The 13910-nt window shown below is 62.2% G+C and carries 14 protein-coding genes; 3 read left to right on the forward strand and 11 right to left on the reverse strand.

Annotated features, from left to right (window positions below; all coding sequences use genetic code 11):
• Nucleotides 1–50: 50 nt before the first annotated feature.
• The gene (locus tag BM408_RS04225; RefSeq protein WP_175541675.1) at nt 51–416 is read left to right on the forward strand and encodes a response regulator transcription factor; all 366 of its coding nucleotides are present in this window, start codon (nt 51–53) and stop codon (nt 414–416) included.
• 18 nt (nt 417–434) lie between these two features.
• On the opposite strand, the gene BM408_RS04230 is transcribed toward BM408_RS04225, so the two are convergent.
• Both BM408_RS04230 and ettA read right to left on the reverse strand, forming a co-directional pair.
• Nucleotides 435–971: a DUF1415 domain-containing protein gene (locus tag BM408_RS04230; protein WP_092127391.1), complete on the reverse strand. Its 537-nt coding sequence runs from the start codon at nt 969–971 to the stop codon at nt 435–437.
• A 14-nt stretch (nt 972–985) separates the two neighbouring features.
• Nucleotides 986–2647 (reverse strand): energy-dependent translational throttle protein EttA, encoded by a 1662-nt coding sequence (ettA, locus tag BM408_RS04235; protein ID WP_092127393.1) that lies wholly within the window; start codon nt 2645–2647, stop codon nt 986–988.
• 369 nt (nt 2648–3016) lie between these two features.
• Here ettA and BM408_RS04240 point away from each other — a divergent pair, with 369 nt between their 5' ends.
• Nucleotides 3017–4765 carry a DEAD/DEAH box helicase gene (locus BM408_RS04240; RefSeq protein WP_092127123.1) on the forward strand — a complete coding sequence of 583 codons (1749 nt, stop codon included), beginning with the start codon at nt 3017–3019 and terminating at the stop codon, nt 4763–4765.
• Between the two features lie 22 nt (nt 4766–4787).
• Nucleotides 4788–5333 carry a Rossmann-fold NAD(P)-binding domain-containing protein gene (locus BM408_RS04245; RefSeq protein WP_217649410.1) on the forward strand — a complete coding sequence of 182 codons (546 nt, stop codon included), beginning with the start codon at nt 4788–4790 and terminating at the stop codon, nt 5331–5333.
• 15 nt (nt 5334–5348) lie between these two features.
• Here BM408_RS04245 and BM408_RS04250 read toward each other — a convergent pair whose 3' ends face one another.
• The 9 genes from BM408_RS04250 to BM408_RS04290 all read right to left on the reverse strand — a co-directional run bounded on the left by BM408_RS04250 (nt 5349) and on the right by BM408_RS04290 (nt 13880).
• On the reverse strand, nt 5349–6098 hold the full coding sequence (locus tag BM408_RS04250; protein ID WP_092127125.1) for a FadR/GntR family transcriptional regulator: 750 nt from the start codon (nt 6096–6098) through the stop codon (nt 5349–5351).
• 9 nt (nt 6099–6107) lie between these two features.
• Nucleotides 6108–6491, reverse strand: a complete 384-nt coding sequence (locus BM408_RS04255; RefSeq protein WP_092127127.1) for a cupin domain-containing protein — start codon at nt 6489–6491, stop codon at nt 6108–6110.
• A gap of 49 nt (nt 6492–6540) precedes the next feature.
• Nucleotides 6541–7587 carry an L-idonate 5-dehydrogenase gene (locus BM408_RS04260; protein ID WP_092127129.1) on the reverse strand — a complete coding sequence of 349 codons (1047 nt, stop codon included), beginning with the start codon at nt 7585–7587 and terminating at the stop codon, nt 6541–6543.
• A 47-nt stretch (nt 7588–7634) separates the two neighbouring features.
• Entirely contained in the window at nt 7635–8402 is a 768-nt protein-coding gene (locus BM408_RS04265) for a glucose 1-dehydrogenase (protein ID WP_092127131.1), read from the reverse strand.
• 8 nt (nt 8403–8410) lie between these two features.
• Nucleotides 8411–9481: an ABC transporter ATP-binding protein gene (locus BM408_RS04270; RefSeq protein WP_092127132.1), complete on the reverse strand. Its 1071-nt coding sequence runs from the start codon at nt 9479–9481 to the stop codon at nt 8411–8413.
• A gap of 56 nt (nt 9482–9537) precedes the next feature.
• Nucleotides 9538–10389, reverse strand: a complete 852-nt coding sequence (locus BM408_RS04275) for a carbohydrate ABC transporter permease (RefSeq protein ID WP_092127133.1) — start codon at nt 10387–10389, stop codon at nt 9538–9540.
• Nucleotides 10386–11258, reverse strand: coding sequence for a carbohydrate ABC transporter permease (locus tag BM408_RS04280; RefSeq protein ID WP_092127134.1), 873 nt, complete (start codon nt 11256–11258; stop codon nt 10386–10388). The genes BM408_RS04275 and BM408_RS04280 overlap by 4 nt, the downstream gene beginning before the upstream one ends.
• 135 nt (nt 11259–11393) lie before the next feature.
• Nucleotides 11394–12773, reverse strand: coding sequence for an ABC transporter substrate-binding protein (locus BM408_RS04285; protein WP_092127135.1), 1380 nt, complete (start codon nt 12771–12773; stop codon nt 11394–11396).
• 144 nt (nt 12774–12917) lie between these two features.
• Complete coding sequence (locus BM408_RS04290; protein ID WP_092127136.1) at nt 12918–13880, reverse strand: 2-hydroxyacid dehydrogenase; 963 nt, start codon at nt 13878–13880, stop codon at nt 12918–12920.
• Nucleotides 13881–13910 lie beyond the last annotated feature (30 nt).

Below are 13910 nucleotides of genomic sequence, written 5' to 3' on the forward strand. Positions count from 1 at the left end.
GAATATCGACCCCGCCGAAAAGAACGCGGGGCCTCCAATGCGAAAGAAAAATGGCGCGCATTCTGGTGATTGAAGACGAAGCCAACATACGAAGCAACTTGCTGCGCTTCGTCCGGCTCGAAGGCCACGAGGCGCTGGAAGCCTCGGATGGCGATACCGGCCTGCAGGTTGCCAAAGAACACCTGCCCGACCTGATTTTTTGCGACGTGATGATGCCGCGGATGAACGGCATGGAAGTCCTGGCGGCATTGCAGGCCGAACCATCCCTCAAGCAGGTTCCACTGATCTTCCTGTCGGCAAGCGCCGAGTCGGAACGGCTGGAAGAAGCATTGCGCCTGGGCGCCAGCGGCTATGTGACCAAGCCTTTTAACTTCGCGCAATTGCAGGCAGTGCTCAAGCAGTATTTGCCCAAATAGCACCGCCTCCTCGCAGTGCTACAGGTCCAGCGCCTTCCAGCCTTTGTGGCCGAGTTTTTCCAGCGTTGCGATGTTCTGCTCGAAGATGGCCTCGGCATCGGGAAAAGCCTCAACGGCCCGCTCCACACTTTCCTCCCGCAACAGGTGCAGGATGGCAAACGGCGCGCGGTTGGTGTAGTTGCTGATGTCGTCCGCCTCGGTGCCGTCAAACTGGAATTGCGGGTGAAAGCTGGCCAGCTGGATCACGCCCTCAAGCTCATGCTCGTCCACCACACCCTCAGCCACTTCAAGGAAGTCGTTGAAGTCCAGGAAGTCGTCGAACAGCGTGGGGTGGATCAGCAGCGTGGTGTCGACCTCATCGGCCGGCGTAGCGACCAGAAGATCCAGCTCTCGGTCAAGTTCCTCGAGCAGGTCGTCCGCGTGCCGAGCTTGGCTCACCACCAGGCGCACCTGGTTCTTGACGTACACCGCCTTGGCGAAGGGGCACAGGTTGAGCCCGATCACGGCTTTTTCGAGCCACAAGCGGGTTTTGTCCAGGACCTCCTGGTCTGTCATGACAGCGCCCAAGCCTAGTGCAATGCTTTAAAGCGCACGCGCTTCGGTTTGGCGCCTTCTTCACCCAGGCGCTTCTTCTTGTCAGCTTCGTACTCCTGGTAGTTGCCGTTAAAGAAGGTCCACTGGCTGTCGCCTTCGGCGGCCAGGATGTGGGTGGCGATGCGGTCCAGGAACCAGCGGTCATGGCTGATCACCAGTACCGAGCCGGCGAACTCCAGCAACGCGTCTTCCAGCGCGCGCAGGGTTTCTACGTCCAGATCGTTGGAGGGCTCATCGAGCATCAACACGTTGCCGCCCGCGATCAGGGTCTTGGCCAGGTGCAAACGCCCGCGCTCACCGCCGGACAGCATGCCAACGCGTTTTTGCTGGTCGGCGCCGTTGAAGTTGAAGCGGCCGGCATAAGCACGGCTGGGCATGGTGAACTTGCCGACAGTCAGCATGTCCAGGCCGCCTGAGATGTCTTCCCAGACGGTTTTTTCATTGGCCAGGTCGTCACGGTGCTGGTCGACGAAGGCCATGCGGGCGGTTTTGCCGATGGCGACTTCGCCGCTGTCAGGCTGCTCCTTGCCGGAGATCAGCTTGAACAAGGTGGATTTACCGGCGCCGTTGGGGCCGATGATGCCGACGATGGCGCCCGCAGGCACCTGGAAGCTCAGGTTGTCGATCAGCAGGCGGTCACCGAAGGATTTGCTGACGTTCTTGAACTCGATGACTTCATTGCCCAGGCGCTCGGCCACGGGGATGAAGATTTCCTGGGTTTCGTTGCGCTGCTGGTATTCATAGTCAGAGAGTTCCTCAAAACGGGCCAGGCGCGACTTGCTCTTGGCCTGGCGGGCCTTGGGGTTCTGACGCGACCATTCCAGTTCTTTCTTCAGGGCCTTGGCGCGAGCTTCTTCGCCCTTTTGCTCTTGCGCCAGGCGTTCGCCCTTCTGGTCCAGCCAGCTGCTGTAGTTGCCCTTCCAGGGGATGCCGTGGCCGCGGTCCAGCTCCAGAATCCATTCGGCGGCGTTGTCCAGGAAGTAGCGGTCATGGGTGATGGCCACCACAGTGCCCGAAAAGCGCTGCAGGAATTGCTCCAGCCAGTCCACAGATTCGGCATCCAGGTGATTGGTCGGTTCGTCAAGCAGCAGCATGTCGGGTTTGGACAGCAGCAGCGCGCACAGGGCGACGCGGCGCTTTTCACCGCCGGACAGCAGGCCGATCTTGGCGTCCCAGGGTGGCAGGCGCAGAGCGTCAGCGGCGATTTCCAGCTGGTGCTCGGAATCGGTGCCGGCCGTGGCAATGATGGCTTCCAGGCGGGCCTGTTCGGCCGCCAATGCGTCGAAATCGGCATCAGGCTCGCCGTAGGCCGTGTACACGGCTTCGAGCTGGGCCTTGGCGGCAAACACCGCGCCCATGCCGGCTTCCACGCTTTCGCGCACCGTGTGTTCAGGGTCCAGCTTGGGTTCCTGCGGCAGGTAGCCGATGTTCAGGCCCGGCATGGGGGTAGCTTCGCCCTCGATTTCCGTGTCCAGGCCGGCCATGATCTTGAGCAGGGTGGATTTGCCCGAACCGTTGGTGCCCAGCACGCCGATCTTGGCGCCCGGGAAGAAGCTGAGCGACACCTCTTTGAGGATATGGCGCTTGGGCGGCACGATTTTGCCGACCTTGTTCATGGTGAAAACGTACTGAGCCATCAGGATTACTTTGGTAAAAATGAAAAAACATTGCAAAAAAACGGGCTGCCGGCGGTCCGTAAAGGCTGTTTTACGGGCTGCCCTGCAGGTTTTCTTGCGGGCTGGAACCACACGCTGCGCCTTGGCGCAAACGCCTTTTGGCAAGGCGTGTTTTTCTGCGTGAATCCCCCATTATCGTTGCTGTGCGACAATACAGGGGTTGCTGGCTCCAGTTGCCTTCAACATTTGGGCACATCCGGGTACCGCAACAAGCGGCTGCTTACGATGTTTTCGGCCCGACTTTCTGACCCCATCTGCCTTTGACTGGCGGGTTGCCTTCCAGCAAGGCGCCCAACAGGCCGATCTAAAGCGCCCGAGCGGCGCAACATCATGACATTTGAAGAATTGAATTTGGCCCCGGCCATTCTGAAGGCCGTGCTTGAGCAAGGCTACGACACCCCTACCCCCATCCAGGCCCAGGCGATTCCCGCCGTACTCAAAGGCATAGACCTGCTGGGCGGCGCCCAGACCGGCACCGGCAAGACCGCTGCCTTCACGCTGCCCCTGCTGCAACGCCTGTCCACCGAAGCGCGCCTGACCAACCGCCGCGGCGTCAACGCCGTGCGCGCCCTGATCATGACCCCTACCCGCGAACTCGCGGCCCAGGTCGAAGAAAGCGTGCGCACCTACGGCAAATACACCGACCTCACCTCCATGGTGATGTTCGGCGGTGTCGGCATGGGCGCCCAGATTGAAAAGCTGCGCCGCGGCGTGGACATCCTGGTCGCCACCCCCGGCCGCCTGCTGGACCACGCGAGCCAGGGCACGCTGGACCTGAGCCAGGTGCAGATCCTGGTGCTGGACGAAGCCGACCGCATGCTGGACATGGGCTTCATCCATGACATCAAGAAGGTGCTGGCCCTGGTGCCCAAGCAAAAGCAGTCGCTGCTGTTCAGCGCGACCTTCAGCGACGAAATCCGCGAGCTGGCCAACGGCCTGCTGAAGAACCCCGAATCCATCCAGGTCACGCCGCGCAACACCACGGTGCAGCGCATCACGCAGACCATCCACCCCGTGGGCCGCGGCAAGAAGAAAGCGCTGCTGACCCACATCATCAACGAGCACAACTGGAGCCAGGTGCTGGTGTTCACCCGCACCAAGTTCGGCGCCAACAACGTGGCCGAGCATCTGACCAAAAACGGCATCCCCGCGATGGCGCTGCACGGCAACAAAAGCCAGACCGCCCGCACCCAGGCTTTGGCTGATTTCAAGAGCGGCACGATTCGCGCCCTGGTGGCCACCGACATCGCCGCCCGCGGCATCGACATCGACGAACTGCCGCACGTCGTGAACTATGAAATCCCTAACGTCAGCGAAGACTATGTGCACCGCATCGGCCGCACCGGCCGCGCCGGCAACAGCGGTGAAGCCGTCAGCCTGGTCTGCCTGGATGAAGAAGGTTTCATGCAGGATATCGAGCGTTTCACCAAACAAAACATCGAAAAAATCACCGTCCCCGGCTTTGAAGCCGAACCCGGCGAACGCGCCGAGCCGCTGGCCATGGGCCGCCAGACCATCTGGGGCGGCCTGGGCAAGCCGCCCAGCCGCGAAGTGATGCAGGCAGCCGCCAAGGCCGCACGCAGCGAAATGATGCAGCGCATCCGCGACACCAAGGGCGCACAGCCCGCACGCGGCGCAGGCGGCGGTAACGGTGGCGGCAACGGCGGTGGGCGCGGACGCGGCCCTGCCGGTGGCGGCAACGGTGGTGGTAACGGTGGTAACGGTGGTAATGGCGGCAACGGCAGCGGACGCGGCCCCCGCACACCCAACCCCGGCCAGCCGCGCCAGAATTCCGGTTATTCGCAAAACGGCCAGCCGCCACGGCAAGCCCAGGCGCCGCGCCACCGCGACGACCAGCAGCCGCGCGCACCGCGCAACGAGTCAAGGGAGCCACGCAATGACTTCGACAACCAGCAACCCGCCAGCCACGCCTCCTCAGGCTTCCCATCCTCAGGCCAACCCACCGGCGGCAACCGCGGCAACTACCGCGGCAACCGCTCCGGCGGCTCGGGTGGCGCTGGTGGCCGGGGCAACGGGCCTCGTCGGCCGGGCGGTCCTGGCTCATTTACTGGCCGGTAACAGCTATTCGGCGATCCACTGCGTGGGTCGCCGTGCACCAGCCCAGCGCGACGCGCGCTTGAGCGCGCATCTGGCCGGCTCCTTGACGGAGTTCACGGCCCCGCCGGTGAATGACGTCTTTATTGCACTCGGCACCACGATCAAAACAGCCGGCAGCCGGGCCGCTTTCAGGGCCGTGGATTTCGACGCCGTGCTGGCGATAGCCCGCGCCGGCCGCATTGCCGGCGCGACACGGCTGGGCCTGGTCAGCGCCATGGGCGCCGATGCGCACTCTGCCGTTTTTTACACCCGTGTCAAAGGCGAAGCGGAAGAAGCGCTCTCGCTGCTGGGATTTTCCACCCTGGTGGTGGTGCGCCCCTCATTCCTTGCGGGCGAGCGGGAGTCTCTGGGCCAGCCGCCACGCGCAGGCGAAAAAATCGCGCTGGGCCTGAGCCGCATGCTCAGCGGCGTGATCCCCGCCAACTACCAGTCCATTTCAGCGGACCGTGTCGCGCGCACGCTGGTGGAGGAAGTGGCTGTCCGCCAGGGCCATCACGTCATCCTGTCCGGCGAGATGCAGCACCGTTAGGCGCCGACCCGCGCCTCAGGCGGCTTTGAGCTGCTTGGCCGGCTCGTTCAGTTTGGGTAAACGGCGCCGGGAACCAAGCACCAATTCGATATCTTCACGCGCGCCGTCTATCAGCACCAGGATGGCTTTTTCAGCCTTGGCCGGGTTGCGGGCAATCACCGCATCCAGCACCGCGCGGTGCAAGGGCAATGAACGCTTGGGGCCGTCTTTGCGGCTGGTCGATATCTCAAAACTGGTGCGCAGCAATGCGCTCAGCGCCTTGTTCATCTGGATCAGCATGCGGTTGTGCGCGGCACGCAGCAAGCCCTGGTGAAAACGCAGGTCGTAGGTCACATAGTCGCCGCCGCCTTCCACGGCGCGCTTCATGCCTGCAAAGGCATCTTCAATCTCGGCAATCTCCTCGGCGGTGGCCCGCTCAGCGGCCATACGCACGGCGGCCGGCTCCACCAGACGGCGCAACTCCAGCAGGTCCCGTAAAAATTCGGGCGTAATGCCGGCTTTGGCCTTCCAGGAAATCACGTCGGGGTCAAACCAGTTCCAGTGCTCCTCGGTCAAAACGCGTGTGCCCACCTTGGGCCCGGTGGTGACCAGCCCCTTGGCAATCAGCGATTTGACCGCTTCGCGCACCACCGTGCGGCTCACACCCAGCTCTTCGCAGAGAACCGGCTCCGGCGGCATGGCCATGCCGGCGGCATAACGGCCGGCGACGATGGCTTCGCCGATGTGGTCGACCGTGTTGCCGTGAACGTTTTTCATGGTGGCCATGGTGTCGCCTCAGCCCCGTACAAACAGCGTGATCAAAGGCTCCGGCCCCGCCTGGCTGCTCCAGTGCCCGTGCAGCGCGGGGTCAAATGTGGCGCCGGCAGGCAGAACGTCGGCCGAGTAAAAATGCTGGCCCGGCTTGAAGATGCGGGATATGCCGCCCTGCAGGCCGATTTCCATTTCGCCGCCCAGGATGAACACCCACTGCGGATTCGGTGTGCAATGAAACTGGCTACGAAACCCCACCGGGCTGTGGCGCAACTGGTAGCCGCCCGAGGCGAACAGTTCCGACAGCATGGCCTGCGGCGAACCTTCGCCCAGCGGGATCGCCTCTTCCCGGAATTTGGCCCGGCCATCGGTGTCGGTGTAAAGAATGACTTTGGAGAAAACGGTCACAAGGGACTCCGGTAGAGGGATATAAAAAATGGAGCGAGCGGCAGAGGCTTCATGCAGTTTCGCCGTTGAAAGCAATTTGCACCTTCATGGATTGGCGTTTGTCGCCGGCGAGTGTAAAGGCATGTTTGGCCTGGTCGAAGGCCACGATGTCGGTGATCACCGGCCGGCCGTCGATCAGCCGCTGGTTCAAAAAGGCGACCGCCACGGCAAACTCAGGGTGAAAGCGGAAGGTGCCATGCAACTCAAGCTCCTTGGCCACCAGCGTATTGAGCGGCAAAGAGACGTTACCGCCCAGTCCGACCGTGACGATGACACCGCGCGGCGCCACAACGTCAAGACCGGCGATCAAAGCCTTTTCATTGCCCGAGGCTTCGAACATCACATCGAACTGCCCTTTGCCCACGGCAAAAGCGGCCAGACCATCCGGTTCCTGCGCCAGGTTGATGGTCTGGTCCGCTCCCATCTTTTTCGCGCAGGCCAGCGGCAGATCGGCAATGTCGGCCGCAACGATGCGGGCGGCGCCCGCACGGCGCAGGCCGGCAATCAGCAAGGCGCCAATAGGGCCGCAGCCGGTGACCAGCACCTGCTTGCCGAACACCGAGCCGGCCCGCGAAATCGCATGCAGGCCTACCGACAAGGGCTCGGCCAGTGCCGCCTCGGACAAGGGCAAGTCATCGGCCACGGGATGGGCCTGGGCCGCATCGATCACCAGGGTTTCACGGAAAGCGCCCTGGATGTGCGGAAAGCGCATGGCGCTGCCGTAAAAGCGCATGTCCATGCAGTGGTTGTGCAGGCCCTGCTGGCAAAAACGGCACACCCCACAAGGCCGCGACGGCGAAATCGCGATGCGCTGGCCTGCCCGCACGCCGGTGACTTCGCTGCCCACCGCCTCGACCACACCCGATACCTCGTGCCCCAGCACCATGGGCTCTTTAATACGCACCGTGCCAAAACCGCCGTGCTGGAAGTAATGCAGGTCAGAGCCGCAAATACCTCCGAAGGCCACCCGCACCCGCAGCTGTTGCGGGCCGAGGTGTTCGGTGTCCAGCGCGTCAAGGCGCAAATCGAGCGGTGCATGACAGACAAGTCCACGCATGATGTTGTTCCTTGTTTTCCTGATTTCGCGGACTGGCGGCGGCTTGTTCACAAAGTCGCCGTCACCCCGCCGTCGACATATAAAACATGGCCATTGACAAAACTGGAGGCATCGCTGGCCAAAAACACGGCCGCACCGGCCAGTTCAGCCACCTCGCCCCAGCGCCTGCTGGGTGTGCGCCCCGTGAGCCAGGCACTGAACTGCTCGTCCGCCACCAGCTTTTCCGTGAGTTCCGTCTTGAAATAACCGGGGCCCAGCCCGTTGACCTGGATGCCGTAAGGACCCCAGTCAATCGCCATCCCCTTGGTCAGCATCTTCACCGCGCCCTTGCTAGCCATGTAGGGGGCAATATTGGGGCGGCCGATCTCGCTTTGGACCGAGCAGATGTTGATGATCTTGCCGCGTCCGCGCGGGATCATCCGGCGTGCCACCGCCTGGCCGACGAGAAAGACACTGTCGACATTGGTACGCATGAGGCGGTGCCAGTCCTCTTCGGGAAACTCATGCAGTGGCATGCGCAGCTGCATGCCGGCGTTGTTGAACAGAATATCGATGGGGCCGATGTCCGTTTCGATTTTTTCAACGGCGGCCTGCACTGATGCGCCCTCCGTCACGTCAAACACGCAGGTGTGCACGCTAAGGCCCTCAGCGCGCAACACACCGGCGGCCTGCTCCAGTTTTTGGGTGTCGCGCCCGTTGAGCACGATGGCGGCGCCCGCCTCGGCCAGGCCGCGCGCCAGCGCCAGCCCGATACCCGCCGATGAACCCGTCACCAGCGCCAGCTTGCCGTCCAGCCTGAAAGCGTTCGCTGTCATCCGCGGCCTCAGTTGAGCCGTACGCCGGTGGCTTCGTCGAACACATGGGCCTTGCCCAATGCCACGTCGAGGTGGACGATGTCGTCGGGGCGCGCATCGGTGCGGCCGTGCATGACGATGATCACGCGTGCGCCGCCGACTTCCAGCAGGAGTTCGGTTTCCGCGCCGGTGGGCTCCACCACGATCACCCTGGCGGGAATGCCGGCTCCTGTGCCCGATAGCCTGATGTCCGTGGGCCTCACGCCATATGACACGGCCTGGCCATCGGCCGCATTTGACAGCGCCTGCGCCGGCCAGGCGTGGCCCTGGGCCTCCACCCACTGGCGGCCATCCGCGACGCGCCAATTGCCCTTGAGCACATTCATGGACGGTGAACCGATGAACTGTGCGACGAACAGGTTGCCGGGATGGTCAAACAGCTCCAGCGGCGTGCCGATCTGCTCGATGATGCCGTCATGCATGACAACGATACGGTCGGCCATCGTCATGGCCTCGATCTGGTCATGCGTGACATACACCGTGGTCGTCTTCAGGCGTTGGTGCAGCGCCTTGATCTCGGCGCGCATGGCCACGCGCAGTTTGGCGTCGAGGTTGGACAGCGGCTCGTCAAACAGGAACACCTTGGGGTCGCGCACGATGGCCCGGCCCATGGCGACGCGCTGGCGCTGCCCGCCCGACAGCTCGCGCGGAAAGCGCTCCAGCAGCGGGTCCAGGTTGAGGATGCGTGCGGCATCGCCCACCCGCTGGTTGATCAGTGCGGCGTCGGCCTTGCGCAGCTTGAGGCTGAAAGCCATGTTGTCGCGCACCGTCATATGGGGGTACAGCGCATAACTCTGGAACACCATGGCGATGTCGCGGTCCTTGGAGTCCAGGTCGTTGATGACCTTGCCGTCGATGGCGATTTCACCACCGGATATTTCTTCAAGCCCGGCCAGCATGCGCAACAAGGTGGACTTGCCGCAGCCGGACGGCCCGACCAGCACGACAAACTCGCCGTCGGCAATGTCAAAGCTGATGCCGTGGATGATCTTGACCTTGCCGAAGGACTTTTCGATGTTCTGGAATGAAACGGATGCCATGGGATTCCTGTTTTTTTGTCTCTTTGCGTTCTTTCAAGGCCGGCCGGGCAGCCCTGTCAACTCTTGACGGCACCGGCGGTGAGACCGGAGACCATGTAGCGTTTGAAAGCGTAATAAATCGCCGCAGGCGGCAAGGCGTAGATCAGGCCGGTGGCCATCAGCAGCTCCCAGGGCGAATCATCCGCGGCGAGGAAGTTGCCCAGCGCCACCGCCAGCGTCACGCTGGTGTCCTTCGAGAGCAACAGGAAGGCGTAAAGGTATTCGTTCCATGCGAGCAACAGGGCATAGGTGCCCACAGCAACCAGCGAAGGCACCATCAGCGGCAGGTACACAAGGCGAAACAGCTGCAGCGCCGTGGCGCCGTCCATCCTGGCGGCTTCATCCAGCTCCCACGGCAGCTTGTCGGACGCCTGCTTGAGCACCCAGATGCAATAGGGGGAAGCGATGGTCACCATGGCCAGGACCAGCGATACCTGGTGGTTCAGCAGGCCATAGTTACCCATGGTCTTGTACATGGGCACAGCCAGGAAGGCGGCGGGAATGAAATAGGTGAACAAGGCGAGGTTCATCACGGTGCGCCCACCCGGCACCCGCAAACGGCTGATGGCAAACGCCGCGCAGGTCGACACAAAAAGCGTCAGCACCCCAACCGAGATGGCAATCACGAAAGAGTTGCCGAGCTGCTCCCAGAAGTGATCAAGGTAGAAATGCTTTTGCTCGAAAACAAACTCGAAATTGCGCAGCGTCGGATTCTGCGGCCACAGCCGGCCCGACGTGGCCTGGTCCTTGGCGGAGATCGAGAACAGGAACATGTGGTAAATCGGGATCATGGTCCAGATGAACACGGGAATACCGATCAGCAGCAGCCTGGCCTCGGTCGTCGCCGCCTTGAGTACGGATCGGCTCATTTGGACAATCTCCTCATCATGAAGTACACCAGCGGCAACACCAGCGGCATGGCCACCACAATGGACGCCAGCGACAGGTCAACCTGGTCCAGCCGCAAATAGCGTATGCCCAGCGTGGCCAGCACATGTGTCAGGTCGGCAGGCCCGCCACCCGTGAGGAGGTAGACGCTGTTGAAGTCACCCAGCGTCCAGATCATCGACAGGATGGTGGAGGTCAGGTAAAGCGAACGCATGGACGGCCAGGTGATGAAGCGGAACTTCTGCATCATGGTGGCGCCATCCACCGACGCCGCCTCGTACTGCTCGCCGGGAATCGCCATGCGGCCGGCCAGCAGGATCAGCGTCCAGAAAGGCAGCGACTTCCAGATATGCGCCAGCATGGAGAAGGTCAACGCCAGCGTCGGGTCGTTGAGCCAGTTGGGGCCATCCAGGCCGGTCAGGCGGAAGATCAGCGCATTGACCACGCCCCACTCCGGGTTGAGCATGAAGCGCATGGAAAGAATGGTCGGGATGGACGGGACGGCCCACGGCAGAATGAAGATCACCGACAGCATCTTGACCCACCAGCGCGTGTTGAGGAAAAAACCCGACAGGCCCAAAGCCAGCAGCATCTTGACGTTGACGGCCACCACCACAAACACCACAGTGTTGATGACGGTACGAAAGAAAATCGGGTCGGCAAAGAGCCGTTCGTAGCTCGCCGGATGGCGCGCCAGCCACAGGCCGTAACCCACCGGGTAGATCACAAAAACCACAAAAACCAGAAGATAAGGAACCACCAGCAGCAGGCCCCACTTTTCCCATGAGGTCAGCGCCCGGGGGGCAGCCCTGGCGAGCGATCGAGGCGCTTCTATGACAGTAGTGCTCATGTAAGGAACGCGAATAAAGCGCAGGTTGGCAACAAAAACAGGAACGGCGGAAAAACTGCGGAGACAGCGGGAAATGCGCGCCGCCGCCCGGCCAAATCCGGGTCAGCGGCACAACACTTCCTCAGCGAACGGGCATCAGCTACCCGCCACGGTCTTGATACGGGCGATCATCTCGTCAACCGCCTTGTCGACGGGGATCTTCTCGTTGATCACCCGGTTGGCCGCCTTGGCCCAGACGTTCTCGTTGTTGAGGATGGTGAACTTGTAGTTCTTCACAAACTCGAAGCTCACGGTGCCGGCGGCGTACTGGTTGTAGACCGACAGGCGGTGCGAGTCCGCCTTCCAGAACGGACGTTCCTGCGCGGCCTTCATGACCGGGAACCAGCGGCCGAGCGAACCTTCAACGTAAGGCGTGAGGTTCTCTTCCTGCATCAGGAAGTTCACGAACTCCTTGGCGCGCGTCTTGTTCTTGGCCTGGCTGAACACGACGCCGGTCTTGACGGCCGTGCGATAGACCATCTTGCCGCCGTCAGGCTTGGCCGGAAAGCCCGCCGTACGGATGCGCTCGGTGTAGTTCTTTTTCGCGTTTTCGCGTTCTTCGGGCTTCAGGGCCGCGTTGTTCATATCGTCCAGCCACTTGGCGGGCAGCGAAATGGTCGCATTGTGTGTGAGCACCGTCGTCTTGTTGTGGAAGGCGACATTGTTGTCCGGGTCCTTCCAGCTGGTGGACGACGGCGGCGAGCAGCCCTTGGTGTACGGCGCCACATAGTCGGTCAACGCATTGATCAGGCCGGCGCGCACGCTCGGGTCGTCGACCAGCAGCTTGCCGCTGTCATTGACGAGCTTCACGTTGTAGGCGTCCATGAAGGTCAGGAAGGAAAAGAAGGAATCACTGGAGTCCACACCCAGTGGCTGTCCGATGCCGTAGGTGCGCTGGCCAGTCTTCTGGCGGCTGGCAGGCTGCACCTTGTCGCACCAGAAGGACCAGTAGCTCTTCCAGTCCTTGGGAATGTCGGATTCCTTGAACCCCGCGTCCGCCAGCATGTCGATCCAGTATTCGATGTGCATCGTCTGCTGCTTGATCGGGAAGGCGTAATAGGCGCGGTTTTTGGCCACGTCGTTATAGAGGAAGGTAGTCTCCGCCGTGTTAGGCGCAAAGCGGGCCCGCATGGGACTGATCACGCTGCTCAGGTCTTCGAGCTTGCCGTCGAAGGCCCATTTGCCAGTCACCTGGAAGTCATAGACGTCGGCATAGGCCACGTCGGGCGGGTTGCCGGAGTCGAGCGCCGCGACCGTCTTCGGGATCATGTCCTGCACGGGGTACTGCGACAGGTCGATCTTGACGCCCTTGTGCTTTTCTTCGTATTTCTTGATGGCGGCGAACAGCGCATCGTCTTCGGCTTTGTAAAAGCCTTTGACCCACCAGACGGTGAGTTTTTCCTGCGCGGCGGCCTGACCGCTCGCGATGAGGCCTGCCGCGACCATCGCGGCGGCCAGGATTGTCTTGAGTCTCATTTGGCTTGTCTCCTCTGCGGGTTGATTGTTGAACTGGCACAAACTCGGAGTCTGCGTTCCTTGACGCATTGTTATCATATGATGATTAAATACCGGGCTTTCTATGGAAAACCCGGAGCGCCGGGGCCTGAACCTGGACCCGATTCAATGCCATTCGGGCACCGGGGTAAAGAGGGCTTGCCCGGCAAAATGCGCGCGCAGGTTGTTGACGGCCAGGTTGGCCATGGCATGGCGCGTCTGCACGGTGGCGCTGGCCATGTGCGGCGTCAGCACCACGTTGTCCATGACCCACAGCGCTTCGCTGGGATGCGGCTCCTTCTCAAAGACGTCCAGCGCCGCCCCCGCAATCACGCCTTGCTGCAGCGCATCAACCAGCGCCGCCTCATCCACCACCGAACCGCGCGCCACGTTGATGAGATAGCCTTCAGGTCCCAGGGCCTTGAGCACCTCGGCATTGATCAGGTGGCGCGTGCCGGCGCCGCCCGGCGTGATCACAATCAGGAAATCGACCTGCGCCGCCAGCGCCTGTGCCGAGGGGTAAAAGGTGTAAGCAAGCTCCGCCTTCGCGGTGCGCCCGGTGTAAGCGATGGACATGCCGAAGGCTTCAGCCCGGCTGGCGATGGCCTGGCCAATACGGCCCAAACCGACAATCCCCAGCCGCGCGCCGGTGACTTTGCGCGCCAGCGGCATGGGCCCTTCCTTGGCCCAGCGCCCGGCCCGCACATAGCGGTCTGCCAGCGGAATGCGGCGCGCCACGGAAAGCATGAGGCCTATGGCCAGGTCCGCCACCTCGTCATTGAGCACGCCGGGCGTGTGGGTGACGGGGATGCGGCGCTCCAGCGCGGCGGCAACGTCGACGCCGTCATAACCCACACCCATGATGGAAACCATCTCCAGCGCAGGCAACTGGTCCATCAAGGCGCGAGGCACCTTGGACTCCCCTCCGCCCGCAACGGCCCGGATCAGCGGAGCCACTTTGGCAAACGCCGCCGGATCGCTTTCATGCAGCCGGTCATGGACTTCATAAGACGCCTGAAGCGGCTCCATCAGGAAAGGCGGAAGCTTGGCAACGGTGAGGATGTGCGGACGATTTGACGAGGCGGACAAAGGTGACTCCTGTGGTCATGGTTTTTACTG

The sequence above is a fragment of the Polaromonas sp. YR568 genome, assembly GCF_900116715.1.
Classification (GTDB): Bacteria; Pseudomonadota; Gammaproteobacteria; order Burkholderiales; family Burkholderiaceae_C; genus Polaromonas.